The 25,783-nt window shown below is 67.8% G+C and carries 21 protein-coding genes; 9 read left to right on the top strand and 12 right to left on the bottom strand.

Features of this window, described 5'->3' with window-relative positions; translation table 11 throughout:
- Positions 1 to 3: 3 nt before the first annotated feature.
- A complete protein-coding gene (locus C7R54_RS21720; protein ID WP_158021255.1) occupies positions 4 to 483 on the bottom strand; it encodes a hemerythrin domain-containing protein in 480 nt (159 codons plus the stop codon).
- 458 nt (positions 484 to 941) lie between these two features.
- Between C7R54_RS21720 and C7R54_RS21715 the strand changes: the two genes are divergently transcribed.
- From C7R54_RS21715 to C7R54_RS21695, 5 genes are all read left to right on the top strand, one after another.
- On the top strand, positions 942 to 2,501 hold the full coding sequence (locus C7R54_RS21715) for a DUF1800 domain-containing protein (RefSeq protein ID WP_129152531.1): 1,560 nt from the start codon (positions 942 to 944) through the stop codon (positions 2,499 to 2,501).
- Positions 2,502 to 2,526: 25 nt separating this feature from the next.
- A complete protein-coding gene (locus tag C7R54_RS21710; RefSeq protein ID WP_129152530.1) occupies positions 2,527 to 3,987 on the top strand; it encodes a DUF1501 domain-containing protein in 1,461 nt (486 codons plus the stop codon).
- 157 nt (positions 3,988 to 4,144) lie between these two features.
- The gene (locus C7R54_RS21705; protein WP_240039652.1) at positions 4,145 to 4,882 is read left to right on the top strand and encodes a lytic transglycosylase domain-containing protein; all 738 of its coding nucleotides are present in this window, start codon (positions 4,145 to 4,147) and stop codon (positions 4,880 to 4,882) included.
- Between the two features lie 69 nt (positions 4,883 to 4,951).
- Positions 4,952 to 5,578 (top strand): phosphatase PAP2 family protein, encoded by a 627-nt coding sequence (locus C7R54_RS21700; RefSeq protein WP_129152529.1) that lies wholly within the window; start codon positions 4,952 to 4,954, stop codon positions 5,576 to 5,578.
- A gap of 157 nt (positions 5,579 to 5,735) precedes the next feature.
- Entirely contained in the window at positions 5,736 to 7,127 is a 1,392-nt protein-coding gene (locus C7R54_RS21695; protein ID WP_129152528.1) for an MFS transporter, read from the top strand.
- Positions 7,128 to 7,169: 42 nt separating this feature from the next.
- Here the strand turns inward: C7R54_RS21695 and C7R54_RS21690 are convergent, their stop codons facing one another.
- Entirely contained in the window at positions 7,170 to 7,631 is a 462-nt protein-coding gene (locus tag C7R54_RS21690) for a DUF2501 domain-containing protein (protein WP_158021254.1), read from the bottom strand.
- A gap of 157 nt (positions 7,632 to 7,788) precedes the next feature.
- Between C7R54_RS21690 and C7R54_RS21685 the strand changes: the two genes are divergently transcribed.
- Both C7R54_RS21685 and C7R54_RS21680 read left to right on the top strand, forming a co-directional pair.
- Complete coding sequence (locus C7R54_RS21685; RefSeq protein WP_129152526.1) at positions 7,789 to 8,772, top strand: NAD(P)-dependent oxidoreductase; 984 nt, start codon at positions 7,789 to 7,791, stop codon at positions 8,770 to 8,772.
- Positions 8,773 to 9,007: 235 nt separating this feature from the next.
- Positions 9,008 to 9,586: a hypothetical protein gene (locus C7R54_RS21680; RefSeq protein ID WP_129152525.1), complete on the top strand. Its 579-nt coding sequence runs from the start codon at positions 9,008 to 9,010 to the stop codon at positions 9,584 to 9,586.
- Positions 9,587 to 9,620: 34 nt separating this feature from the next.
- Here the strand turns inward: C7R54_RS21680 and C7R54_RS21675 are convergent, their stop codons facing one another.
- Complete coding sequence (locus C7R54_RS21675) at positions 9,621 to 10,520, bottom strand: LysR family transcriptional regulator (protein WP_129152524.1); 900 nt, start codon at positions 10,518 to 10,520, stop codon at positions 9,621 to 9,623.
- A 169-nt stretch (positions 10,521 to 10,689) separates the two neighbouring features.
- Here C7R54_RS21675 and C7R54_RS21670 point away from each other — a divergent pair, with 169 nt between their 5' ends.
- Positions 10,690 to 11,856: a mandelate racemase/muconate lactonizing enzyme family protein gene (locus C7R54_RS21670; protein WP_129152523.1), complete on the top strand. Its 1,167-nt coding sequence runs from the start codon at positions 10,690 to 10,692 to the stop codon at positions 11,854 to 11,856.
- Positions 11,857 to 11,873: 17 nt separating this feature from the next.
- Here C7R54_RS21670 and C7R54_RS21665 read toward each other — a convergent pair whose 3' ends face one another.
- The 8 genes from C7R54_RS21665 to C7R54_RS21630 all read right to left on the bottom strand — a co-directional run bounded on the left by C7R54_RS21665 (position 11,874) and on the right by C7R54_RS21630 (position 23,207).
- Positions 11,874 to 12,821, bottom strand: a complete 948-nt coding sequence (locus C7R54_RS21665; RefSeq protein ID WP_129152522.1) for a Cof-type HAD-IIB family hydrolase — start codon at positions 12,819 to 12,821, stop codon at positions 11,874 to 11,876.
- Complete coding sequence (gene zwf / locus C7R54_RS21660; protein ID WP_129152521.1) at positions 12,803 to 14,332, bottom strand: glucose-6-phosphate dehydrogenase; 1,530 nt, start codon at positions 14,330 to 14,332, stop codon at positions 12,803 to 12,805. The genes C7R54_RS21665 and zwf overlap by 19 nt, the downstream gene beginning before the upstream one ends.
- Complete coding sequence (gene gnd / locus C7R54_RS21655; protein WP_129152520.1) at positions 14,332 to 15,309, bottom strand: phosphogluconate dehydrogenase (NAD(+)-dependent, decarboxylating); 978 nt, start codon at positions 15,307 to 15,309, stop codon at positions 14,332 to 14,334. The genes zwf and gnd overlap by 1 nt, the downstream gene beginning before the upstream one ends.
- 78 nt (positions 15,310 to 15,387) lie before the next feature.
- Positions 15,388 to 18,234 carry a bifunctional transaldolase/phosoglucose isomerase gene (locus C7R54_RS21650; RefSeq protein WP_129152519.1) on the bottom strand — a complete coding sequence of 949 codons (2,847 nt, stop codon included), beginning with the start codon at positions 18,232 to 18,234 and terminating at the stop codon, positions 15,388 to 15,390.
- Complete coding sequence (tkt, locus tag C7R54_RS21645; protein WP_129152518.1) at positions 18,231 to 20,309, bottom strand: transketolase; 2,079 nt, start codon at positions 20,307 to 20,309, stop codon at positions 18,231 to 18,233. The genes C7R54_RS21650 and tkt overlap by 4 nt, the downstream gene beginning before the upstream one ends.
- 201 nt (positions 20,310 to 20,510) lie before the next feature.
- Positions 20,511 to 21,401: an ROK family protein gene (locus C7R54_RS21640; RefSeq protein ID WP_204524373.1), complete on the bottom strand. Its 891-nt coding sequence runs from the start codon at positions 21,399 to 21,401 to the stop codon at positions 20,511 to 20,513.
- A gap of 149 nt (positions 21,402 to 21,550) precedes the next feature.
- Positions 21,551 to 22,336: a 2-keto-4-pentenoate hydratase gene (locus C7R54_RS21635; RefSeq protein WP_129152517.1), complete on the bottom strand. Its 786-nt coding sequence runs from the start codon at positions 22,334 to 22,336 to the stop codon at positions 21,551 to 21,553.
- Between the two features lie 130 nt (positions 22,337 to 22,466).
- Entirely contained in the window at positions 22,467 to 23,207 is a 741-nt protein-coding gene (locus C7R54_RS21630) for a sulfite exporter TauE/SafE family protein (RefSeq protein WP_129152516.1), read from the bottom strand.
- 356 nt (positions 23,208 to 23,563) lie between these two features.
- On the opposite strand from C7R54_RS21630, the gene C7R54_RS21625 reads away from it, so the two are divergent.
- Positions 23,564 to 24,256, top strand: a complete 693-nt coding sequence (locus C7R54_RS21625; RefSeq protein WP_129152515.1) for a PepSY-associated TM helix domain-containing protein — start codon at positions 23,564 to 23,566, stop codon at positions 24,254 to 24,256.
- Here C7R54_RS21625 and C7R54_RS21620 read toward each other — a convergent pair.
- Positions 24,248 to 25,501, bottom strand: coding sequence for a methyltransferase (locus C7R54_RS21620; protein ID WP_129152514.1), 1,254 nt, complete (start codon positions 25,499 to 25,501; stop codon positions 24,248 to 24,250). The genes C7R54_RS21625 and C7R54_RS21620 overlap by 9 nt on opposite strands.
- Between the last annotated feature and the right edge of the window lie 282 nt (positions 25,502 to 25,783).

The following is a 25,783-nucleotide window of genomic DNA, read 5'->3' as shown; positions in this document are numbered from 1 at the left end:
ATCTCAGGCAATATGTGCCTCGATGGTAATTTCGTCCTTGCGTTGCCGCATCCTGGCGCCGATGTCGCGCAGGTCTTCGTTCATCACCATCAGTTTCGGATACAACTCGCCTTCCTCGCCGCTCACGTGATGGCTGGCCAGTTCGCCCAACACCGTGACCTTGGCGTGGAACAGCCTGTCCTCGGACGTCATGCCCTGGATCTGCGCGATCAGGCCGCGAATGCACGAATGCTCCACCAGGGCCTTGTCGATCAGGTGGCCGAAAGCCGCTTCATTGCGCATCCGGACGTAGGGATAGAAGAGTTCTTCCTCGATTTGCCCGATCAGCGTCAACGTGAGGCAGGCTTCGTGAGCGATGGCCTCGCGCGCCTCGGCATCTTTTTCGCGGCTGAACGCCTTGAATAAGTGCTTGATCTTGCAGTGATCATCCAGCATCAGGCCCAGCGCGTCTCGTTGAGCGAGAGGGATTTCTGCTTTGTCCATAAACATTCTCCTAGTCCGCGGGTTGCCGCAATGGCGCGGCGCAGCACCAGAGCAAGTCCTGTGCCTGGCCGTGCATGCGGGGAAATCCGGAAGGCGCGCCGCCGCGGGATAGGGCGCCGCGTACCTTCGAATCGGCCGGAGGCCGGGTGCGGCCTCCGCGAAAGATCGAGGTTACGCAGTAGTGCGGTCCGCGCGCCACCCGTCCGATGGATGAGTACCGGCTGCTTTCGTCGGCGCCAAGTGTGGGAAAAATTGCCTTGCGGCGGTCGCGGCCGTGCTTACTCCGCCATAGGGATGAGAACGCCGGCCTGGCCTAGTCTTCCTCGTCCAAATGCAGCGGTTGTTAGCCAGCGGCGACATGGCTAAGGTGGTTCACATCCGTGGTGTTCGCTGCGGCGCGGCATGGGGACCCGGCTTGTTCCCCATGACCGGCCACGCCGACGACGCGCCATGCCCGCATGCCTTCATCGCTGTCCGCCATGCCCACGCCGTCCTCCGCGCCTACCCGTCCTACACCTGGCCAGGCTTCCCGTTTCCTGGCGCAGGCCACGTTCGGCCCGACGCCGGACGAAATCGACCGCGTGGTGTCGTTGGGGTATGCGCGCTGGATAGACCAGCAATTGGCCGCGCCGCCGTCGCAGACCCATTTCGACTGGCTGGTGGCGATGGGCAAGAACACCGAGGCCTACAAGGGCAACGGCATCAATGAGCCGCTGGAGGCCACGCTGTGGCGCAAGTTCATCGCGGCGCCCGACCAGCTGCGCACGCGCGCCGCCTTCGCCTTCTCGGAGATCTTCGTCGTCAACGTGCTGTCCATCTCGGCCTCGTGGCCCATGTTTGGCGCCGCCGCGTTCATGGACACGCTGGCCGCGCACAGCCTGGGCAACTTCCGCGACATGCTGGAAGGCGTCACGCGCAGCGTGGCGATGGGTTGCATGCTCACCTATCGCGGCAGCCGCAAGGAAGATCCCAGGACCGGCCGCTCGCCGGATGAGAACTATGCGCGCGAGGTGATGCAGCTCTTCACCATCGGCCTGTACGAGCTGAACCCCGACGGCACGCTCAAGCTGCGCGACGGCAAGGCGGTGGAGACCTACACCAACGACGACGTGCGCGGCCTTGCCAAGGTCTTCACCGGCTGGGACCTGGGCGGCCCGGAAACGGATGCCGAATTCCAGCGTCGTCCCATGGCGCTGAACCCGGCCAACCATTCGATGTCGGAAAAGCGCTTCCTGGGCACGGTCATCCCGCCGGGAACCGGCGGCGTGGAGTCCTTGCGCATCGCACTGGACACCTTGTGCGCCCATCCCAATGTCGGCCCTTTCATCGGCACGCAACTGATCCAGCGGCTGGTCACCAGCAATCCCAGTCCGGCCTATGTGGGACGGGTCGCGGCGGTATTCGCCGACAACGGCAAGGGACGGCGCGGCGACCTGGGCGCGGTGCTGCGCGCGGTGCTGCTGGATCCGGAGGCGCGCCAGCCCGACCTGGGCTCGCCCACATGGGGCAAGGTGCGCGAGCCCATCGTGCGCTTCGCCGCCTGGGCACGGGCCTTCGGCGCCACCTCGCGCAACGGGCAGTGGGCCATGCCCGATACGACGGACAGCACCATACGGCTGGGACAGAGTCCGTTGCGGGCGCCGTCGGTCTTCAACTTCTTCCGCCCCCGCTTCACGCCGCCCAATACACCCATCGCGCAGGCGGGGCTGGTCGCGCCCGAGTTCCAGATCACGGACGAGACCAGCGTGGCGGGGTACCTGAATTTCGTGGCCATCTACGTCGACCGGGGTTGGGAGGACGTGCAGACCGATTACGCGGCCGAGGCGGCGCTGGCCGGCGACACGCACGCGCTTGTGCGGCGCATCGTGCTGCTGCTGGCGGGCGATGCCTTCAGCGAGGCCACCGCGCGCATCATCGCGGACGCGGTGGCGGAGATCCCGGCGCCGCGCCGGCTCGATCGCGTGCGGGCGGCCATCATGCTGGTGGCGGCGACGCCGGAATACCTGGTGCAGAAATGACGGGTCATCATCCCGGGAGAGGGCCATGAAGGCCACACGACGCGAATTCCTCAGGCGGGCCTCCTTGCTGGGCATGAGCGGCACGGCCGCGCCGCTGGCCTTGCAGATGGCCGCGGTGGGCGCCGCCGCGGCGGCGGCCCCGCCCGCGCAGGGGACGGCGCCGGGTGCGGCGCCCGCCGCGGGCACGTCGGGCGATGCGGTGGGCAATGCGGTGGGCAATTCCGTGAGCCACTACAAGGCCCTGGTCTGCATCTTCCTCTATGGCGGCAACGACCCGTACAACACCATCGTTCCTTATGATCCCGAGCGCCATGCGCGTTATTTCCAGGCGCGCGCGGACATCGCGCTGGCGCGCGACAAGCTGGCCGCCACGGCACTGAAACCCAAGGATCCGCTGCCGGGCCAGCAGGCCTATGCCCTCGCGCCCGGACTGGCGCCCCTGCTGCCCTGGTTCGAGCGCGGCCAGCTGGCCGTGCAGCTGAACGTAGGGCCATTGGCCGCGCCCACCAGCAAGCGAGACTATATCGGCGCCCGCGTGCCCTTGCCGCCCAAGCTGTTTTCGCACAATGACCAGCAGTCCTACTGGCAGGCGCTGGCGCCGGAAGGCGCGGCGTCGGGGTGGGGCGGCCGCCTGGCGGATCTCTTCATCGCCGCCAATGCCAACGCCACGTTCACCGGGGTGACCGCCGGCGGCAGCGCGCTGTTGCTGGCGGGCCGCCACGTCAGCGCCTACCGGGTCAGCCCAGCGGGCTCCACGCCCATCGAGCTGCTGCAGCGGGATACCTACGGCTCGACCACCTGCACCGATCTCATGCGCCTCCTCATCACGCAGTCCGGCGAGCACCTCTTCGAGCGCCAGCACGCGGCCATCGTGGCGCGCTCCATGCGCGCCGATGCGCGCCTGCGCGCCGCGCTGGCGGGCGATGCGGTGCAGGGCGCCTTCGCGACGCCGCTGGCCGCGCAGTTGAAGATCGTGGCCCGCATGATCGCCGCCCGCGAGACCCTGGGCATGCGGCGCCAGGTTTTCTTCGTGACGCAGAACGGCTACGACAACCATGACGGACTGAACGACGTGCATCCCGGCCTGCTGCGTGAACTGGGCGGCGCCATGGCCGAATTCCAGCAGGCGCTGGACGCACTGGGCGTGGCGGGGCAGGTCACCACGTTCACCGCGTCCGAGTTCGGCCGCACCCTGGTCTCCAATGGCAACGGTTCGGACCATGGCTGGGGCGGGCATCACCTGGTGCTGGGCGGCGCGGTGCGCGGCGGGCGCTTCTATGGCAGGCACCCGGACCTGGCGCTGGATGGGCCGGGTTTCGTCGACCATGGCCGCATGTTGCCGGACGTCGCGGTGGACCAGTTCGGCGCCACGCTGGCCACCTGGTTCGGCGCCGGCGCCGCGTCCCTCGATGACGTTTTTCCGAACCTCCGCCGTTTCGACGGGCGCGACCTGGGCTTCATGCACGACGCGGCCCGGGACAGCTGACGAAGCGAGGGTGAGGTAGGGGCAAGCCCTCTCGCCCATCGGTCCGAGAGACAAGCGGGCCGCCGCTGGGTCATCATGCGTTTTCCGGGGGCGGATACAGGCGGCGCATGGCGCTGCCCGGGGACCGCGCGCAGGCGTCGGGCCACGGATTGCGACGATGACGATGACACGCTGGCCATCCCCGGCAGGACCGGGTTTCGTACGCTGGGTCGCGGTAGCGGGCCTCTTGATCGCGGTGGTGCTGGCCATGTGGCCCGATCGCGCCGTCGCCGGCGAAATCTACCGCTACCGCGATCCCTTCGGCATGCCGCGCGCCATGACGGTGCCCAAGGGTTACGCCAAATACTATCAACGGGCGCAACTGCGCGCCCAGGCGCGGTCCGGCGGGCGCGTGCTGGCGGGCGGGCCCATCATGCAGTCGGGCAAGGCGGCCTTGCACCCCAGCGACGAGGCCCACCGCCTGGATGACCTGCTGGCGCATCCTGGAATGGAGAACTATCGCGGCATCATTTCCAAGGCCGCCGCCGAGGCCGGGGTGGACAGCGCGCTGTTGGGCGCCGTCATCGCGGTGGAGTCGGGTTTCCGCAAGGACGCCCGCTCCCCCAAGGGGGCGGTGGGGCTGATGCAATTGATGCCGGCGACGGCAGCGAGCCTGCTCAAGCAGGACGATATCGAGGCGGCGCTGGTGGACCCGGCGACCAATGTCGGCGCGGGCTCGCGCCACCTGCGGCGGCTGCTCGACCTGTATCCCGGAAGGCTGGACCTCGCGCTGGCCGCCTACAATGCGGGAACGGGCGCCGTGGCCAAGTACGACGACGTGCCGCCTTACGCGGAGACGCGGCAATACGTGCGCGACGTCATCGGTTTGTATGCCCGCTACAAGAGCGGGCAGTGAACGCGGCGGCTGGCGCGGCGGCCACCATGACGACCATGGGCGACGTCTCAATTTTTTCCTGGGCAGGGCATGCATTCTTTCTGGGTATTTCTGTCGGCGGTCGGCGAGTCTCGCCTGCTGGTTCCGGCCGCCGTGGTGGCGACCCTCTTCCTGGTGGCATCGGAACGCGCCACGGTTTTCAAATGGGCCTGCGGCTTCGCGGCGGCCGCGCTGGTGGTGCTGGTGTCCAAGCTGGCCTTCCTGGGCTGGGGCTATGGCTGGGAGGCGATCGATTTCACGGGCTTCAGCGGCCATGCCATGGTCAGCGCGGCCATCTATCCCGTGCTGGGCTATGCCCTGGGCAAGGTCCGTTCCGACCGTGCCGCGCGCTGGGGCGCGGCGGCAGGCGCGCTGCTAGCAATCGCGATCGGCATTTCGCGCCTGTACCTGCACGCGCATTCGCCGTCCGAGGTCGTGCTGGGCCTGCTGGTCGGCGGCATCGTCTCCAGCGTGGTGCTGTCCAGATGGCCCGCGCATCGCTCCGGCCTGCGCGTGGGCGCCGTGGCGCTCGGCTTCCTGTTGTCCGCCCTGGCCAGCTATACCGTCGTGCCTAAAGCGCGCACGCATGACCTGGTGGTCATCATGGCGTTGAAGCTGTCGGGGGCCGCGCAGCCCTATACCCGCGAGGCCTTGAATTGGAAGCCGCTGGCGCGGTAAGGCGCGGCGGGCGGCGGCGGGCCATGCGTACGATCCCTTGCCTGGCGGCACTCTCTGAACGATAGCTGTCGGAGCGTTGACAAAGCCCTGAAAAATGCGGGATTGCCGGCAGCGGTGCATAATCACGGCCTGCCTTAACCGCCGCTGCCAGTCCGCCATGCCACTCGCCCTGGGTGCCTTCATCGTTCCTTTGATCGTCGCTTGCGCGCTTTTCATGGAGAACGTCGACGCCACGGTGCTGGTCACGTCCCTGCCAGAACTGGCGCGCGACCTGGGGCAGGATCCGATTACCCTGAAACTGGCGGTCACGAGCTACGTGGTCGGCCTTGGGGTCTTCATTCCCATCTGCGGCTGGGTGGCCGACCGCTTCGGCTCGCGCACGGTCTTTCGCGCCGCCATCGGCGTTTTCATCGCGGGTTCGCTGCTGTGCGCGGCCTCGACGTCCCTGTTCACCTTCGTGCTGGCGCGCTTCGTGCAGGGCGTGGGCGGCGCCATGATGGTGCCGGTGGGGCGCATCATCATCTTCCGTTCGGTGGCGCGCGCGGATTTCGTCCGCGCGGTCAACTACCTTACCGTCCCGTCGCTGCTGGGACCCGTGGTGGGCCCCTTGCTGGGCGGCTTCATCACGACCTATCTGCACTGGCGCCTGATGTTCTTCATCAACGTGCCTATCGGCATCCTCGGCATCTGGCTCACCAATCGCCACATCGAAAACACGCGGATGCCGCACCCGGGGAAACTGGACTGGATGGGCTTCGTCCTGTCAGGCGGGGGCGCCGCGCTGTTCATGCTGGCCATGTCGCTGCTTGGCAGCGACATCATGGCCATGCGCGACAACCTCATCATGCTGGGGGCGGGCATCGTCCTGCTGTTGGCGTACTGGTTCTATGCGCGGCGGGCCAGCAATCCCGTGCTGGACCTCAGCTTCCTGCGCGTTCCCACCTTTCACACGGCCGTGATCGGCGGTTCCCTGTTCCGCGTCGGCCTGGGCGCGATTCCTTTCCTGCTGCCGCTGGCCTTGCAGGAAGGGCTGGGCATGACGCCTTTCGAGGCCGGCACCATTACCTGTGCTTCGGCGTTTGGCGCGCTGTTCATGAAGATGGTCGCGCAGCCGGTGTTGCGCCGCTTTGGTTTCGGCACGGTGCTCATGGTCAACGCCATCCTCTCGGGCGTGGCCATCGCCATCTACGGCGTGTTCCATCCCGGCATGTCGCGCCTGGCCATCTGGTTCACCGTGTTGTTCGGCGGCGTGTTTCCGTCGCTGCAATTCACGGCGCTCAATGCGCTGGCGTATGCGGACATCGAAAGCGCGGATGTCGGTCGGGCGACCAGCCTGGCGTCCGTGATCCAGCAGATGTCGCTGGGCCTGGGCGTGGTGGTGGCGGGCATCGTGCTGCAGGTTTCGCACTACGTCCAGGGGCATCCGCAAATCGTCTGGACGGATTTCTGGCCCGCCTTCCTGGTGCTGGGGCTGTGCTCGGCGGCATCGGTGCCCGTGACCGCGCGCATGCCGCGCGGCGCGGGTGGCGAGCTGGCCCGCGGGCGCTGAGCCCGGCCGCCGCGGTCGCGGCGCCCGGCGCCCGCGCCGCTTCTACAGGAAGCCTTTGGCCTGCGCCAGCACGGCGTCGCACGCCTTCTTGGTCACTTGCGACTTCAGGCCGTCGCCGCTGAGGTCCACGCTCTTGCCGTCGCCGGTCTTCAGCAGTCCCTTCGCGCCGGACAGGTAGTCGTCGTTCTTTTCCACCGGCTTGCCGCTGCTGCCGGCGATGCGGCTGCTCAACTTGTCCTTCAGCGACGTGACGCCGTTGCCGCTGAGATAGTTGTTCTTGATGCAGTACTGGAGGACCCCGGTGGCGTTGCCCAGGCTGCTCGACGCCAGATTGCCGGATGCCAGGCCGCCGAGCGCGGACTCGCCGCCGCTGCCGGCGCTCGCGCCGTTCCCGCTGCCGCCCAGCACGCCCTCCAGCTTGTTAAGCATCTGCGCGCCAGCCGGTCCGGCCAGGGCGAGCGCCAGCGTGGCCGCGCCGCAGCGGAGAAGTAGGGGTCCTTTCATGGTCATGCTCCTGTCGTTCAGGTGGCGGCTAACAGATCCGGCGATAATAAGCGGCGCCTGGCGCCTTGCCGGGTCCGCGCGCTATCGCGGCCGCCGTGTTCATCGAGGCTGGGCCGGGCGCCTTCAACGGGAATACACCATATCAAGGGGACTTTGCATGACCAACCAGCAAGCGCTACGCATCCTGCTTTCCCGCGCCACGGCGAACCGCCTGCGCGAACGCGTGGAAAAGGTGCTGGGAGGACGTCCTCATGAATTGTTGATCGCCGAGCCGACGCGCGGCCATGCCCATGGTAACGCCGACGTCGCCTACATTTCGCGCGAAGTTACCGGAAGTTCCACCAAACACGTTCTGACGGAATCGCTGGAGGCCTTCTACGAATCGCTGCGAGGCTCGCCCACGCTGCAATGGGTGCACGTGCATTCGGCGGGACTGGACCGGCCCATATTTCCGGAGTTGATGGCGCGGGGCGTAAAAGTTACGCCGTCTTCCGGCGCGAACGCCGAGCCGGTCATGCAGACCGCGCTGGCCGGCCTGCTGGCGCTGGCGCGCAACTTCCCCGAAATGATGCGGGCCCAGCGCGAAAGCCGCTGGCTCAAGGCCGGCGAGCTGACCATGCCGCGCGACCTCAGGGGCCAGAAGGCGGTGATCGTCGGCTGGGGCGTCATCGGGCAGCGCCTGGGCGAGATGCTGCGCGCGCTGGGCCTGCGCATTTCCGTGGTGCGCAGCAGCGCGCAGCCGGTCGAGGGCGTGCAGGAATGCGTGGCGTTCGGGGACATGGCGTCCATCCTGGGCGACGCCGATTGGCTGGTGCTGGCCTGCCCGTTGACCGAACGCACGCGCTTCCTGGTGGATGGCGCCATGCTGGCTGCCCTGCCGCCGCACGCCTGCCTGGTCAACGTCGCGCGCGGCGAGGTGGTGCGTGAGGCGGAATTGATCGCCGCGCTGGGCGAGGGCCGCCTGGCCGGCGCCTACCTGGATGTCTACGAGCACGAGCCCCTGGCGGCCGACTCGCCCTTGTGGCGGATGCCCAATGTCATCGCCACGCCGCATGCCGCCGGCCATTCCGACGGCAACGCCGGACGTGTCGACGAGATCTTCCTCGACTTCCTGGGGCGATGGAGCGCCGAGCATCCCTGATAAAGGAGTGGAGGGAAGCCCCGGGAAATTCCAGGGAAAACCCGAAGAAAACCAGGAAGAGGGAGACGTACAGACGACTAGGGTGCACGAAAGGCCCGTCGATTTGCCACGAACCGGGCCTTGATACAGATAAGGCATTGAAAAACGTGCATAATTCCGTCGCTCCAGCCGGTTTCGGCGAGCCCATGCCTGCACTGCGGTATCATCCGGTCCGATTTTCTAGCTTCGCTGAGCAATGAAAGGGCAACCTCTACGATTCGCGGCAGACCTGATCGCGGCCATCCTGGATGGCCGCAAAGTACAGACGCGCCGCATCCTGAAACCGCAGCCGCCGCAAAGCACCTCGGGCTGGCTGCGCGAGATGGGACCGAACGCCAAGTGGGTGGCGGTCGAGGAGACGGTGCCGGGCAGGCCGGCGCGCCGTCGAGTCCGGCGCGCCGTCTGCCCCTACGGCGAACCCGGGCAGACCATTCCCCTTTATGACGAAGACGGCAATGCCTTCGCCCTGGCGCTGCTGGTCGGCCTGCGCTTGCAACGCCTGCAGGACATCAGCGACGCCGACGTGGCTGCGGAAGGCTGTGTCAACCAGGCCACGTCGCGTGGTGGGTTCCTGCCGGGCATGCCGATCAAGTCCATCTTCGCCCTCAGCTGGTGCGAAACCTATGGCGCCCGCGCCTGGGCCGTCAATCCGTGGGTATGGGTCCTGGAGTTCCGGATGCGCGAAGCCATCGTCGCGCCGGAGGTCGATCCGCGCCAGCAGGACCTGCTGTCCTCCCAGCCCCGCTCCGGTGGCCGTCCGCGCCTGACCGTCTGAGTCGCGCCGTGGCAGGCCGCGCCGTGTTGCGCCGTTACGCGGGCTGTTCGAACCGGGCCGCCAGGAAATCGATGAAGCTGCGCACCCGCGCCGACATGTGGTGCCGGCTGGGGTAATACACGAACAGATCCGCCGGTTCCAGGGTGTAGGCTGCCAGCAGGCGCCGCAGCCGCCCCGTCTCCAGGTACTTCGCCAGGTCCCATTCCGAACGGACCAGGATGCCATGGCCGTCCAGGGCCCAGCCCAGCACGATATCGCCGTCGTTGCTGGCGAGCGCGCCGCCGACCTTCACCACTTCCGTCTGGCGATCGCGCGTGAAGCGCCAGACGCCGTAGGCTTCGTCGTTCTGGCGATGGATGATGCAGCGGTGTTCCTGCAAGGCGGCGGGTGTCTGCGGCACGCCATGGCGACGCAGGTAGGCGGGCGAGGCGCAGAGGAAGCGCCGATTGCTCAACAGCCGGCGCGCGCTCAGCCGGCTGTCGGCCGGCTGGCCGAAGCGCACCGCCACGTCATAGCCTTGCTGGACCAGGTCCACCGGCCGGTCGGTGACCTCCAACTGGACCTGGACGTCGGGGTGCAGGCGCGCGTAGTCCGATACCAGCGGCGCGATCACGGTGCGGCCGAAGCCCAGCGTGGCGTTCACCCGCAGCAGGCCGCGCGGCTCGGCGCGGCTGCCCGCCACCTGGTCTTCCATGGCGCGGATGTCGGCCAGGATGCGGGTCGCGTGCTCGAGATAGGTTTCGCCCTCGCTGGTCAGGCTGATGCGCCGCGTCGTGCGGTTGACCAGGCGCACGCCCAGCCGCTGCTCCATCTGCGCCAGCCGCTTGGTGGCGGCCGGGGGCGTGATGTCCAGGGCCCGTGCGGCGGCCGACAGGCTGCCATGGCGCGCCAGCAGGGCGAAGAAGACCAGTTCCGAGGACGCGTCGTTTTTCATCGCCTATTTATAACTGATAGTGAAGGATATTTTTCATATAAGTGAAAAATCGTCTCCCGCCGATTCGTTACTCTAGCCGCCATGGCACGTTGCGCCGCGCGGGGTTCGCACCCTCGCGGACCGTGGGGCGCGGCGGCGTTCGTTCAATGGCGATATCGCAGGAGACTTCATGAGAATCGTAGAAATCCGGGAAAAGACCGTTCCCATCAGTTCGCCCATCCGCAATGCCTACATCGACTTCAGCAAGATGACCTTGAGCCTGGTGGCCGTCATCACCGACGTCATCCGCGACGGCAAGCCGGTGGTGGGCTACGGTTTCAATTCGAACGGCCGCTACGGGCAGGGCATGCTGATGCGCGAGCGCTTCATTCCGCGCATCCTGGAAGCCAAGCCCGATACCTTGGTCGACGACAGCGGCGAGAACCTGGATCCGCACAAGATCTGGCGGACGATGTTCATCAATGAAAAGCCGGGCGGACACGGCGAGCGCTCGGTGGCCATCGGCACCATGGACATGGCGATCTGGGATGCCGTTGCCAAGATCGCCAACAAGCCGCTGTTCCAGCTGCTGGCCGAGCGCTACGGCACGGGCACGCCCAACCGCAAGGTCTTCGTCTATGCCGCCGGCGGCTACTACTACCCCGGACAGGACCACGAGAAGCTGAAGGACGAGATGCGCAGCTACCTGGACCGCGGCTACACGGTGGTGAAGAAGAAAATCGGCGGCGCCTCGCTGGACGAGGACCTGCGCCGCATCGATTCCATCCTGAGCGTGCTGCAGGACGGCCAGCGCCTGTGCGTGGACGCCAACGGCCGCTTCGACCTGGATACCGCGATCGCCTATGCCAAGGCCCTGTCGCAGTACGACCTGTTCTGGTACGAGGAGGCCGGCGATCCGCTGGACTTCGAATTGCAGGCCACGCTGCGCAATTACTACGACAAGCCCATGGCCACCGGCGAGAACCTGTTCTCCATGCAGGACGCGCGCAACCTGGTGCGCTACGGCGGCATGCGGCCGGACCGCGACTGGCTGCAATTCGACTGCGCCTTGAGCTATGGCCTGGTGGAGTATTTGCGCACACTGGACATGCTGCATCAGCATGGCTGGTCGCCCAGCCGCTGCATTCCGCATGGCGGCCACCAGATGTCATTGAACATCGCCGCGGGCCTGGGCCTGGGCGGCAACGAATCCTATCCGGACCTGTTCCAGCCCTATGGCGGTTTCCCCGACGGCGTGAAGGTGGAGAACAGCTACATCACCATGCCCGACCTGCCGGGCATCGGCTTCGAGGGCAAGGCGGACCTGATCAAGGAAATGCGCGCGCTGTCGGATTGAGGGGGGCGAGGCGCGCGTCAACCGCGGCTGGGCGCCTGGCCGGCCCCGGCTCCGGCGCCGGCCAGGATGATCCGGTCGATGGCCTGGGCCAGCCCGTCCTGCTCGTTGGATGCCGTGACGCGGCGCGCCTGCGCGCGTACCTCGGAATTGGCGTGGCCCATGGCGATGGACAGGCCGGCGCGCTTGAACATGGGAACGTCATTGTCGCCATCGCCGATGGCGGCGGTGGCTGTCAACGGGACGCCGACCTGGCGCGCCAGGGCCGACAGGGCATCGCCCTTGTTGGCGCGCGCATGGGTAATGTCCAGATAGTAGGCCTGCGAACGCAGCGCCAGCGCATGGGGCGCGATAAGGGCGTTCAGCGCCTGCTCCAGGCGCGCCAGCAAGGCCGGGTCGGCGCTGGCCGCGACGATCTTGTCGATCCGGTCCTCCCAGGGCGAAAAGTCCTCGACCACCACGCCGTCGTAGCCCAGGGTCATTCTTTCCAGCGGCACATATTCGCCGGCCGGGTCGCGCAACAGCCACTGGTCGTCGGCGAAGACCCAGGTTTCCACCGGTTCGCGCAGCAGCAGGTCCAGCGTGATGCGGGCGTCGCGCCTGGTCAGCCTCGTCGATTCCAGCACTTCGCCGCGTGCGCCGACGATGGCGCCGCCGTTGAAGGCGGCCGTGGGCACCTTGATGTTCAAGGCCTGGATCAGCGGCAGCATGCCGCGCGGCGGCCGCGCGCTGACCAGGGTGAAGCGCACGCCCGCCGCGCGCAGGCGGTCCACCGCCGCTATCGTGGCGGGCGCCAGGCTCTTGTCCATGCGCAGCAGGGTGCCGTCCACGTCGGATACCAGCAGGGCGATACCGGACGCGTTCACCGGCTTCTCGGACGCCACGCCGGCCCGCACGCGCACCCGCGCGGTGGCGCCGCTGTCCTGGCTGGGGCGCGGCCCGCCGTCGTCTATTTCAGGCTGTGCCATGAGCGTCCGTCCCGCGCCAGCAGGTCGTCGGCGGCCTTGGGCCCGCCGCTGCCGGCGGCATAGGGTTCGACGTGGGGATAATCGCGGAAGGCTTCCTGGAAGGGATGCACCGCGCGCCACCCGTTCTCGATATTGTCGGCCCGCTGGAAGAGCGTCTGGTCCCCCGTCATGCAGTCGTACAACAGGGTTTCGTAGCCGGTGGACGGCCGCATGGTGAAGAAGTCGGCGTAGGCGAAGCCCAGCCCCACGTTGTCCAGCGTCAGAGACGTGCCGGGGCGCTTGGCCTGGAAGTCGAACCACATCCCTTCGTCCGGCTGGATCTGGATGATGAGGTAGTTGGGACGCAGTTCCTCGACCTGGGTATCGCGGAAAGGCGACATCGGCGCCGGCTTGAAGCAGATGGCGATCTGCGTGCTGCGTACGCCCATGCGCTTGCCGGTGCGCAGGTAGAAAGGCACGCCGGCCCAGCGCCAGTTGTCCACCCAGAGCTTGAGCGCGACGTAGGTCTCGGTGGTGCTGTCCGGGGCCACGCGGTTTTCCTCGCGATAGCCGTTCAGGTGCTTGCCGTCGACCTCGCTGGCGGTGTACTGGCCGCGCACGGAGTTGCGCAGGGCCTCGTCGACTTCCTGTGGACGGATGGCGGCGATCACCTTGGCTTTCTCGCTGCGCACGGAGTCGGCGTCGAACGCGGCGGGCGGCTCCATCGCCACCATGGCCAGCAGCTGGAACAGGTGATTGGGCACCATGTCGCGCAGCGCGCCGGTGATCTCGTAGAAATTGCCGCGAGTCTCCACGCCCACCGTTTCCGCCGCCGTGATCTGCACGTGGTCGACGTAGTGATTGTTCCAGAACGCCTCGAACAAGCCGTTGGCGAAGCGGCTGACAAGGATGTTCTGCACCGTTTCCTTGCCCAGGTAATGGTCGATGCGGTAGATCTGCTTTTCGTCCATCACCGACAGGATGCGGGCGTTCAGCTCCTGCGCCGTCCGCAGGTCGGAACCGAACGGCTTTTCGATGATCACGCGCCGGAACTGGTCTTCGCCTTCCTCCAGCAGGCCGGCATGGGCCAGGCGCTGCACCACGTCGCAGAAGAAGCGCGGCGCCGTGGCCAGGTAGAAAATCGCGTTGGCGGTGCCGGACGCCTTGATGCGCTCGGCGATCTGCCGATACGTGCCCTCGTCGAGGAAATCGCCTTCCAGGTAGGAAATGCGGGGCGCCAGGCCGTCCCAGAGCTGCTGGTCGAAGCCGTCGCCGTCGTGGCCGCCTTCCTTGGCCTTGGGGCGATTTTCTCGCATGAAGTCGGCCAGGCGGTTGCGGTAGTCCTCGTCGCTGACCGTGTTGTGATCGACGCCGATCACGCGCAGCGCGTCGCCCAGCAGACCGTCGCGGGTCAGGTTGTAGAGCGAAGGCACCAGCAGGCGCTTGACGAGATCGCCGTGCGCGCCGAACAGGAACAGCGCGACGGGCGGCGCTTTCTCGGTACGCGAGGGCTTGGGTTTCCTTGCTGCCATTATTTCTTTTCCTCCACATGGCCGCCGAAGCCGAAGCGCATGGCGGACAGGACCTTGTCGGCGAACGTCGCGTCCTGGCGCGAGCGGAAGCGCGCGAACAGGGACGTCGCCAGCACGGGCGCCGGCACGGCCTGCTCCACCGCCGCGTCCACGGTCCAGCGGCCTTCGCCGCTGTCGGCGACCTCGCCGGAAAAGCCGTTGAGCTTGGCATCCTTGGCCAGGGCAATCGCGGTCAGGTCCAGCAGCCAGGACGACACCACGCTGCCGCGCCGCCAGACCTCGGCGACGTCGGCGACGTTGATGTCCAGGCGCTGGTCTTCGGGCAACTGGTCGGAATTCTTGGTCTTGAGGATGTCGAAGCCTTCGGCGTAGGCCTGCATCAGTCCATACTCGATGCCGTTGTGCACCATCTTGACGAAGTGGCCGGCGCCCGCGGGGCCGGCATGGATGTAGCCGCGCTCGGGGCGATCGTCGCGGCCGTCGCGGCCGGGCGTGCGCTCGATATTGCCCAGCCCCGGCGCCAGGCAGGAGAACAGGGGATCCAGATGGCGCACCACCTTGTCCTCGCCGCCTATCATCATGCAGTAGCCGCGCTCCAGGCCCCAGATGCCGCCGGACGTGCCGACGTCGACGTACTCCAGCTGGCGCGCCTTCAAGGCCTTGGCGCGGCGCATGTCGTCCTTGTACATGGTGTTGCCGCCGTCGATGATGATATCGCCGGGTTCGAGCAGGCCGGCCAGCGTATCGATCATGTGCTCGGTCACGTTGCCTGCCGGCAGCATGACCCAGATCGCGCGCGGCTTGGCCAGCTGCGCCACCAGTTTCTCCACGCTGTCCACGCCGATGGCGCCTTCGTCCTGCAGGGCCTTGACCTTGTCCAGGCTGCGGTTGTAGACCACCACGTCGTGTTTGTCGCGCATCAGGCGGCGCGCGATATTCGCGCCCATGCGGCCTAGTCCTATCAGTCCGAGTTGCATTGCCATTCTCCTGTCTGGACGGTGGGGGCAGCGTGCGCCGGAAAGGGCATACGCCGCGCGGTGCCGGGGTATCCGGGATCAGCGTGGCCGCAGGGCGCGCGTGGCGGCCTCCACCAGGCGCGCTAGGCCCGCCTCGACGCGGCCGCCGGCGATATGCACGCGCAGGTAGCGGCGGCCGCGTTCGGCCAGCACCTGCAAGTCGCCGATGGCCTGCGCCGCCTGCACGGTGCCGAAGCTGATCTTGCGGTCCGGGATGGGCAGGTCGTGGGCGGGATCGGCGGTGATCTGCAGGAAGACGCCGCTGTTGGGGCCGCCCTTGTAGGCCTGGCCGGTGGAATGCAGGAAGCGCGGACCGAAGCCGCCCACCGTGGCGACGCGGCGCTGGTCGCGGATCAGCGTGCGCAACGCTGTCACGGCCTGCTCGTGCGTCGCGTTGCGGGCGATATAGGCGAGCACCGCGGCATAGTCGCCGGCGCGCAGGCGCGCCAGGTGCGCGCCCAGGGCGCCTTCCAGCGTGCCGTCGGCGCGCAGCGCGGCGTCGCCGTACAGCGACAGGTCGCCATCGGTCAGCAGGGCGGTTTCGGGCGCGAGCTCGCCGGTCTTTTCATAGGCGTCGGTGAGGGCGCGGGTCTTGACCTTGCTGGCCTCGACGTCGGGTTGGTCGAAGGGGTCGATGCCGATCACGGCGCCGGCCACGGCGGTGGCCACTTCCCAGCGGAAAAATTCCTGGCCGATGGCCTCGGCGCGCGGCAGCGTGATGCGCACCACGGGATGGCCGGCGTCGGCCAGCGCCTGTATGGGCGCATCCAGCTGGCGATCGTCGCCCTCGCGGTAGAGATAGGCGAAGATGCGGTCCTGGCCATAGTCGCCGGGCTTGCCCACGGGCTCCAGGTCCACCGGCACGATGCCTTTGCCGTGCTTGCCGGTCGATTCCGCCACCAGTTGTTCCAGCCACGATCCCACGCTGGCCAGCGACGGGGATGCGAACACGGTGAGCTTGTCGCGGCCGGACGTCGCGGCCGCGCCCAGGATGGCGCCCAGGCGCACGCCCGGGTTGGCGGACGGCGGCGCCGACGGGCCGCAGGCGCGCACCATGGGCTGGGTCGCCTGCATGAAGGCCGCGACATCGTGGCCCAGCACGCCCAGGGGCACCAGGCCGAACACCGACAGCACGGAATAGCGTCCGCCGATCGCGGGATCGCCCAGGAAGATGGCGCGATAGCCGGCTGCCTTGGCGGCGGCCTCCAGCTTGGATCCGGGGTCGGTGACGGCGACGAAATGGCGGCCGGCATCGCCCGCGCCCACCGCCTTGACGGTGGCGGCGTGGAAATAGGCGTTGAGGATTTCCGGCTCCAGGGTCGAACCGGACTTGCTGGCGACGATGAACAGCGTGCGCGAGATATCGATGGACTGCTCGACCGCGCCGATTTCATCGGGGTTGGTGGAGTCCAGCGCATGCAGCTTCAAGCCCTTGCCGGCGACGCCCAGCGTTTGCGCCAGCACCTCGGGTCCCAGGCTCGAACCTCCCATGCCCAATAGCACGGCATGGGTGTAGCCGTCGGCCTGCACCGCCCGCGCCAGGTCGGCGATGGCGGCCGGATCGGCCTGGCGCCCTTGGCCGGCGGCCAGCCAGCCCACCCATTTGCTTTCGGGGCCGCCTGTCCACATCGTCGCATCGCCCTGCCACAGGCGGCGCGACCAGCCCTCCGCGCGCGCGCGTTCCAGGGCCTTGCCGGCGGCTTCTTCCAGTGCTTCGGGCAGGTGATAGGCCACGCCGTTCAGGCGATCGCCCAGGAAGGCGTTGCGCTTGTTCGCCACCGAGCCCAGCAGGGCGTCGAAAGCGTCGGAAAACTGTCGCGCGCCATCGTCCACCAGGTCGGCCGTGACCTGGTCCAGGCGCAGGCCCAGGCGTTGCGCCTCGTCGAGGACGTGCTGCGCGCCCGTCACGTCCTGCGTCAGCGACGCGGACACGTCGCCGCCATGGCGGAAGGCGTCCATGGTGGCCGAGGGCATGGTGTTGACGGTGTCCCGCCCGATCAGCGTGTCCACGTACAGCGTGGCCGGATAGGCTGGATTCTTGGTGCCGGTCGATGCCCACAGCAGGCGCTGCGGCCGCGCGCCGCGCTCGGCCAGCGTTTTCCATCGCTGGCTGGTGATCAACTGCTCGTAGTCCTGGTAGGCCAGCTTGGCATTCGCGATCGCCACCTTGCCCTGCAAGGCCTTCAGCGCGGCGGACTCGGCGTCGCCGGCGGCCAGGCGGTCGGAAATGGCCTTGTCGATGCGCGTGTCGATGCGGCTGACGAAGAAGCTCGCGACGCTGGCCATGCGGCTGACATCGCCGCCCGCCTTGATGCGCTGCTCCAGGCCTTCGATATAGGCGTTGGCCACCTGCGCGTAGGCGTCGCGCGAGAACAGCAAGGTCACGTTGACGTTGATGCCTTCGGCGATGAGCTGGCGGATGGCGGGCACGCCTTCCCGCGTGCCGGGCACCTTGATCATCAGGTTGGGGCGATCGACTGCCCGCCACAGGCGGCGCGCCTCGGCCAGCGTGCCGTCCGTGTCATAGGCCAGGTAGGGCGAGACTTCCAGGCTGACGTAGCCGTCCTGGCCAGCCAGGCGGTCGTAGACCGGCCGCAGGACGTCGGCGGCGGCCTGGATATCCTGGACCGCCAGGTGCTCGTAGACCGTGCCGGCATCGGCGTCCGCCTTGGCCAGGAAGTCGTTCATCGCGCCATCGTAGGCATTGCCGTGGCCGATGGCCTTCTCGAAAATGGAGGGGTTGGACGTCACGCCGGTCAGGCCGTCCTCGGCCACCAGCTTGGCCAGGCCGCCGTTCGCGATGAAGTCCCGGCTGAGGAAATCGAGCCAGATGGCCTGGCCGGCCTCGGCCAGTTGGCGCAGTTTGTTGTTGCTGTCCTTGCTCATTGAATACTCCCGTGCTTCTTGGCCTGGTCGCGCGCCGCGCGAACCACATTTTCTATTGTGAAGCCGAATTTGGCTTGTAATTTCGCGAATGGCGCCGAGGCGCCGAAACTGTTCATCACGATCTTATCGCCAGTTGCGCCGATATAGCGGTCCCAGCCCAGCGGGCCGGCCTGCTCCACGGCCACTCGTCCGGCCACCGACGGCGGCAGTACGCTGTCGCGATAGGCGGCGTCCTGTTCCTCGAACAGGTCCCAGCAAGGCATGGAGACCACCCGGGCGGCAATGCCTTCGCTGGTCAATTGTTCATAGGCTTGCAGGCATAGCGCGACTTCGCTGCCCGTGGCCATCAGGATGACGGCGGGTGCCTGGGGAGCGCAGTCGGCCAGCACGTAGGCGCCGCGCGCCGCGCCGCTGGCCGGGGCGTATTTCTCGCGGTCCAGCGTGGGCAGCGGCTGGCGCGACAGCACCAGGGCCGTCGGGCGATGCGTCTGCCGCAAGGCGATCCGCCAGGCCTCGGCGACCTCGTTGGCGTCGCAGGGCCGCAGCACGCGCATGCTGGGTATTCCCCGCAGCTGGGACATCTGTTCGACCGGCTGATGGGTCGGCCCGTCCTCGCCCAGGCCGATGGAATCGTGGGTGAAGACGAAGATCGCCGGCAGTTCCATCAGCGCGGCCAGCCGCATCGGCGGTTTCATGTAGTCGCTGAAGATGAGGAATGTGGCGGTGTAGGGGCGCAGGCCGCACAGCGCCATGCCGTTGGCGATGGCGCCCATGGCGTGTTCGCGCACCCCGAAGTGCATGTTGCGGCCGCCCGGCGTGCCGGGTTGCAGGCTGCCCGCGCCCTCGAAGGTCAGCAGGGTCTTGGTGGAGGGTGCCAGGTCGGCGGCCCCGCCCAGCAGCCAGGGGATGTGCCGGGCGCAGGCATTGAGCACCTGGCCGCCGGTGTCGCGCGTTGCCTTCCCCTTGGCATCGGCGGGGAAGGCGGGGATATCCTTGTCCCAGTCCGCGGGCAGGGTGCCCTCCTGTTGGGCGCGCAGCGCGCCGGCCAGCGCCGGGTCCAGCGCGTCCAGTTTGTCCTGCCACTGCTGCCAGGCGCCGCCTGTGCGCCGGTCCATGGCGTCGCGCAGGCGGTGGCGCACCTCGTCCGGCACCCGGAACTTGGCGTCCTCGGGCCAGCCGTACGCCCGCTTGGCCAGGCGTACCTCGTCCTCGCCCAGGGCCTCGCCATGCGCGGCCGCCGTGTTGTGCTTGTTGGGCGCGCCGTAGCCGATGACGCTGTCGACCACGATCAGGGTGGGGCGGTCGTTGGTGGCCTGGAAGTGTTCGATGGCGCGCGCGAATGCTTCGGTATCGTTGGCGTCCGGCACGTGCACGGTGTTCCAGCCGTAGGCGGCGAAGCGCGCGGCGACGTTTTCCGAGAAGGCCAGCTCGGTGTGGCCTTCGATGGTGATCGTGTTGTTGTCGTAGATCCAGCAGAGATTGCCCAGCTTCTGGTGTCCCGCCAGGGACGCGGCTTCGCCGGATACGCCTTCCATCATGTCGCCGTCGCCGCAGATGACGTAGACGTTGTAGTCGAACAGCGTGTGGCCGTCGCGGTTGTACCGGCTGGCGAGATGGCGCTGTGCCAGCGCCATGCCGACGCTGTTGGCGCAGCCTTGTCCCAGCGGCCCGGTGGTGGTCTCGACGCCGGTGGTCAGGCCGTATTCCGGGTGGCCGGGGGTCTTGGAGTCGAGCTGGCGGAACTGCTTGATGTCGTCCAGGCTGACGGCCGGCTGACCGGTGGGCTGGTCGTGGCGATCCAGCTCCACCACGCCAGCCAGGTGCAGCAGGCCGTACAGCAGCATGGACGCGTGCCCGGCCGACAGCACGAAGCGGTCGCGATTGGGCCAGTCGGGATGGGCGGGATCGTAGCGCAGGTAGCGGCTCCACAGTGTGTAGGCCACCGGCGCGAGGGCCATGGGGGTGCCGGGGTGGCCGGAGTTGGCCTTCTGCACGGCATCCATCGCCAGGGTGCGCAAGGTGTTGATCGCGAGCAGGTCGAGCGGGTCGGAAGGGGGGGAGGGGGAGGTGTTCATCGAAGCTCTCTCGGGATGCCGGTGGAGAATCGCCGCGCTGCGGTCACCGCGGAGGAAGGACGGCGGCCGGCGGGGCGCGCCGCGCTGGATAGGCCGCAACCCGGCTAGTTGAATCGCACGTCATTGCAGCGACGTGAACCGCACGAGACAGCAAGCCGTGTGCCGGCGACCGCTGCGCCGGCGCCTTCCGGCGCTGGCCCGCTACCTGGCGGAGGTTTTCCTTGCCGTCGATTTCCTTGCGGTCGATTTCCTCGGTGCCTGCTTCTTCACTGCCTGCGTCTTCGATGCCCGCTTCGTCGGCGCCGTCTTCTTCGTTACCGCTCCCTTCGATGCCGCTTTCTTCAATACCACTTTTCCCGCCACCGCCGCCGTCGTGCCCGTCTTGCCCCGCTGGTCCGACTTCCACACGAAGGCGCCGCCTTCCAGTCCGGCATCGTTCGAGCCGATCAACACATGCTTGTCCAGCTTCAGGTCCACGCGCGCGGAATTGCCGCCGCCCAGGTAGATGCGGTCCGGTCGCAGCAGGATATTCATCAGCTCCAGCGCGCGCGCCAGCCTTCGGTTCCAGCGCTTGCGTCCGATTTTCTTGCGTTCGGCCTCGCCCAGGTATTCGTCGTAAGTCCTGTTCTTATGGATGGGATGATGGGCGATTTCCATGTGCGGCATCAGTTCGCCGTCGCGGTACAGGCCCGTGCCGACGCCGGTGCCCAGCGTCATCACCAGCTCCAGGCCATGGCCGGAAATCAACGCCAGGCCTTGCAGGTCGGCATCATTGAGCAGCTTGACGGGCTTGCCGCCCAGGGTCCGGGAGACCGCGCCCGCAAGGTCGTAGCCTATCCATTCCGGGCTATCCAGGTGGGCGGCCGTGTAGACATGGCCATTGCGCACGACGCCGGGAAAACCGATGGCGATGCGGTCGTAGTCCGGCAGCGGCGCCGCCATCTCGCGCAGTTTTTCCAGCAGCAGGGCCGGCGGGCAGGGATGGGGCGTGGGAATGCGCACACGCTCGGCTCGCATATGACCATGGTCATCGATGACGGTGGCCTTCAGGCCGGTGCCACCGATGTCGATAGCGAGAATGCCGGGCTTCATGTGCGATGTCCTCCTTGGCGCGCCGCGCGCCCCGCCTGTCGCGGGGCAACTCTGCCGTACGGTACACCAAGGAGCCGTTACATGGGTATCCGCCGGCAACCTTGCGGCGGGCTGACAGACGTGGCCCCGCATGGGTGCGGGGCGGCGGATCAGCCCTGCGGCGTCGTCACGCGTACCGCCAGCGCGCCGCCCAGGTAAAGGGCCGCGACGTCCGCGCTGCCAGGGCCGACATCGAAGGGCTTGGCGACGGCGCCGGTCGTCACGACATCGTCGCGCTTGAGCGTGATGCCGTGATAGCTGGCGTGCTCGAACAGGAAACGCAGCGCCTGCACCGGATCGATCCCATCGTCGCCGCTCAGGCCGCGGCCCACGGTGAGGCCATCGACCTGTTCTTCCACGGTCTTCACCACGCGGCCGATGTGCGCGGGGTCGATGCGCTCGCCCAGGATGTGCGCGCCAAAACCCACGTTATCGCCGACGAAGCTGGGCCAACCCACCGCGCGGCGGTCGACGAAGCGAGACTGCACCAGTTCGAAGGCCACGTGCGTCGAAGCCACCGCGCGCATGGCGTCGGCGGGCGCCGTGCCCGGCGCGATATCTCGGCCCAGCACGAAAGCGATCTCGAACTCCACCGTGACGGGCGCCGCGCAGGGCAATTGCACGGTCGAGCCCGGCGGATGGAAGCGTTGCGAGAACAGGCGGCCCACCAGGGGGCGTTCCAGGTTGCCGGCCGCCATGGCGGCCACGCTGCCCACGCCCAGCTTCCAGCCCTTGGGCGTCTCGCCCAGCGCGTCGGCGTAGGCGGCCTGGACGGCATAGCCTTGCTCCAGGGTGCCGGGCCGCGCATCGGCGGGTAATTCGGTCAGTTGTCGCCCCTCTCGGCCGGCCTGTACCAGCAGGCCGGCGGCGACGCTCGGATCAAAGGGTTGTGCCACGGTATGTTCTCCTCGGTTTGGTGCCGCGCGCCTGGCGCGGGCGGATATAGGGGTAATCGGTTGGGTTACCGCGTCGTCCCGGCGGCAGGCCGGGCGGCGTTGGGCGATATCTGTGTCATGGCAGGCTCCATCAAAGCAGCTTGGGCAGGGACGCGACCAGCATCGCGATGCCGGACGCGGTCAGCGTGCCCAGGACCATGCGGCGGAAGGTCGCGTCGCTGACGCCGACGTAGACCCGTCCGCCCAGTAGCGACGTCACCAGCACGATGGGCGCGACCATGGCGAAATTGGGCAGCATGTCGCGCGTTATCACGCCGGTGGCGCAGTAGGTGGCCAGGGTCACCGTCAGCATGGTGAGGTTGAAGTTCTGGATGACGCCGCGCTGGGTATCCCGGTCGAAGCCCCGCAGCGTGCACCACAAGGTGGGAATGACGCCGGAAAAGCCGCCCATGGCGCCCATGGCGCCGCCGACGATGCCGACACAGCCATCGGCGCCACGGCCGCCCACCGACAGTCGCGGCAAGCTGGGTGCCAGCAGCATGATGGGACACCACACGGCCAGCAGGATCCCCAGGAAGGCCTTGAACAGCAAGGGATCCAGGTGCGACAGCACGCGCAACCCCAGCGGCACTCCCGCCAGGCCGCCGAGCACGAAAGGCAGGACGCTGCGCCAGTTGGCCTTGCGCGGGACCGCGAAGGCGGCCAGCATCTGCCCCACCCAGCCGCCGAACACGGCCAATGTGGCCGCCAGGAGCGGGTCCAGCACCCAGGCCCAGAAAGAAAGCGACACCATGCTGAAACCGAAACCGGTCAAGCCTTGCAGGAATCCGGCGCAGGCCGCGCCGGCAATCATGATGGGGAGCGTGTTCATGCTAGGGCCGGGCCCCGCCACGAAGTGCGTAGCGGTCCTGCAATGCGCCGGTATGCGTGGTCATGCGAGGGTGCTTCCCCTGTGAGCGAGCCCGGGTCCGGGCGTGAGAGTGGATTCTGACAAATTTCCGGCGCCGTGGCTTGTTGCACTGCAGTGTCGGGGACGGGCGCGAGCGTAGCGATCCTCCGCTCGCCGCCGCCCCGCTGGATCGCGCGGCGCAGGTGAATGACGCGTTGATCGATAGGCCGGTACTTCATGGCGCGTTGTTTTCTGGCGCGGTGGTAGGCATTGGCACGGTAAATGAGGTTGATATGCAATATCATCATGCCTTGGCTACCTTCCCCCTAGCGTTTTTCATGAAAGATTCCACTGTCGCGCCGCTGGCCGCCGAGCCCGTGTTGCGCAAGTCGTCCGCCCCTGCTGTCCAGGGCCGTCGCGGCCTCTTCCTCAAATGGCTGCGCAAGACGCATAGCTGGATCGGCCTTTGGGGCGCGCTCCTGGGCCTCATGTTCGGCCTTACCGGTTTTTTCCAGAACCACCGGGCCGTGATGAAGATAGAGGCGGGCAGCCAGCAGGTGACGACGCTGCACCTGAACCTGCCGTCGCCCGCGCCGGAGAATCCCGCGCAGCTCGACGCCTGGTTGCAGCAGGAATTGAAATTGCCGCGGCCGGCCGAGCGCGTGCAGCGCGAGAAGTCCCGCCCCGTGGCATGGGGCGACCAGAGCGCGGTCCAGCCCGAACGCTGGCAGCTCAATTTCCGTGCGCCCAACTACATGGCGCAGGCCGAATATTGGGTGGGCGCAAGCCAGGTCAATGTGCGGCGCGTCGAGCCGGGCATCATGGGCATCCTGGAAAACCTGCACCGCGCCAACGGGGTCGGCGTGGCCTGGGTCCTGATCGCGGATACCATCGCCGGCGCCATGATCCTGCTGTCGCTGACCGGGGTGCTGCTGTGGGTCGGCCTGAACAAGCGCCGCGCGGTCGGCGCCACCATTTTCGGCGTCTCCATCGTGGCGGCGCTGGCCGTGGTCAATTTCACGCTAGGCTGACGGGGCGGCGGCGCGCAAGCGCCACAGCGACGTCACTTCGCGCGACCGCGCCGCATGCAAGGCATCTTCCGCGTCCCGCGCCTTGCCGTGGCGCGGCCGTGCGTCCAGCCGGCCGGCGACCTCCAGGCCCGCGGCGGCTATCCATTCCAGCAGCGTTTCGCGGCGGCGCAGGCGCAGGTGCTCGGCCAGGTCTGAAATGATCAGCCAGCCCTCGCCGCCGGGCGCCAGGTGCGCCGCCAGGCCGTCCAGGAAACCGCGCAGCATGCGGCTGTCGGGGTCGTAGACCGCATATTCGATGGGGGCGCTGGGCTTGGCCGGCACCCAGGGCGGATTGCAGACCACCAGGGACGCGCGGCCGGCGGGAAAGAGATCCGCCTGTTCGAGCTGTACGCGGTCCGCGTAGCCCAGGCGCGCCAGGTTGTCGGCGGCGCAAGCCAGCGCGCGCGCGTCCTGGTCCGTCGCCACCACCCGCGCCACGCCACGGCGCGCCAGCACGGCGGCGATCACGCCGGTGCCGGTGCCGATGTCGTAGGCCAGGCCTGTGTCGGCCGGCAAGGGCGCCCGTGCCACCAGGTCCAGGTATTCGCCGCGCACCGGTGAATACACGCCATACCAGGGGTGGATGCGTGCGCCGCCCAGGGCCGCCACCGGCACGCCTTGCTCGCGCCACTGCCAGGCGCCGATCAGGCCCAGCAACTCGCGCAGCGACGCCACATAGGATTCCCCGGCCGGTCCGTGGGCCTGCGTGCAGGCATCCCGGACGTCGGGCGCCCGCCGCAGCGGCAGGACATGGCCGGGTTCGAAGGGCAGCAGGATCATGCCCAGCAGGCGCGCGCGCTGGGCCTTTGCCTGGCGGTGCAGGTGAAACGCATGGGGGTAGCTGTCCAGCGGATCGGCCGGCGCTGCCGGCGAACCTGCCAGGCCTGCCGTGGCGTCCTGGCCGGAAGCGGCCGCCTTCCTGTTGGCCGCCATGCCCGCTGTTGGCTTTGCACCGGCCTTTTTCCTGTCCAGCCGGCGCGCCAGCGCCTGCATCAGTTGCCGCGCATTCTGGAAGTCGCCGCGCCAGAGCAGGGCGGTTCCTTCGTTCACCAGGCGGTAGGCGGCGTCGGCGGTCATGGTGTCATCGGCGACGACCACGCGGCGCGGCGGCGGGCTGCCGTTCTCCGATCGCCAGGCGGCGTGCCGTTCCTGCCCATCCTCGACCCAATGCAAGGTGGCAGGGTCGGCCGCGGGGCTGGGGGTCATGAAAACTCCGAAAGTTGCAGAAAAAAGCGCGGCGCCCCGAAACGGAGGGTGGTCCTCTCCGTCCCTGGCGCCCGCCATCTTAGCCGGTCGGCCGGGTTTATCCGGCACACGGTCTTCCTGTCCCCCGATCGACTTGAAGCGATGGCTCAAGCAATTGACATAGATCAATGATTTGTAAAGGTTTTACGTGCCTGCGGCAAAAGCCGGAAGACTCTCGTAGAATCTCAGCGCACGCCGGGGGACCGCGGCTGTTGCTGCGCCGCAACGACGGGCGCGCCGAGA

Source organism: Achromobacter aloeverae, from assembly GCF_004121055.1.
Classification (GTDB): domain Bacteria; phylum Pseudomonadota; class Gammaproteobacteria; order Burkholderiales; family Burkholderiaceae_B; genus Bordetella_C; species Bordetella_C aloeverae.
Note: the sequence above shows the minus strand (reverse complement) of the source record. Positions and strands in the feature narration are given on the sequence as shown.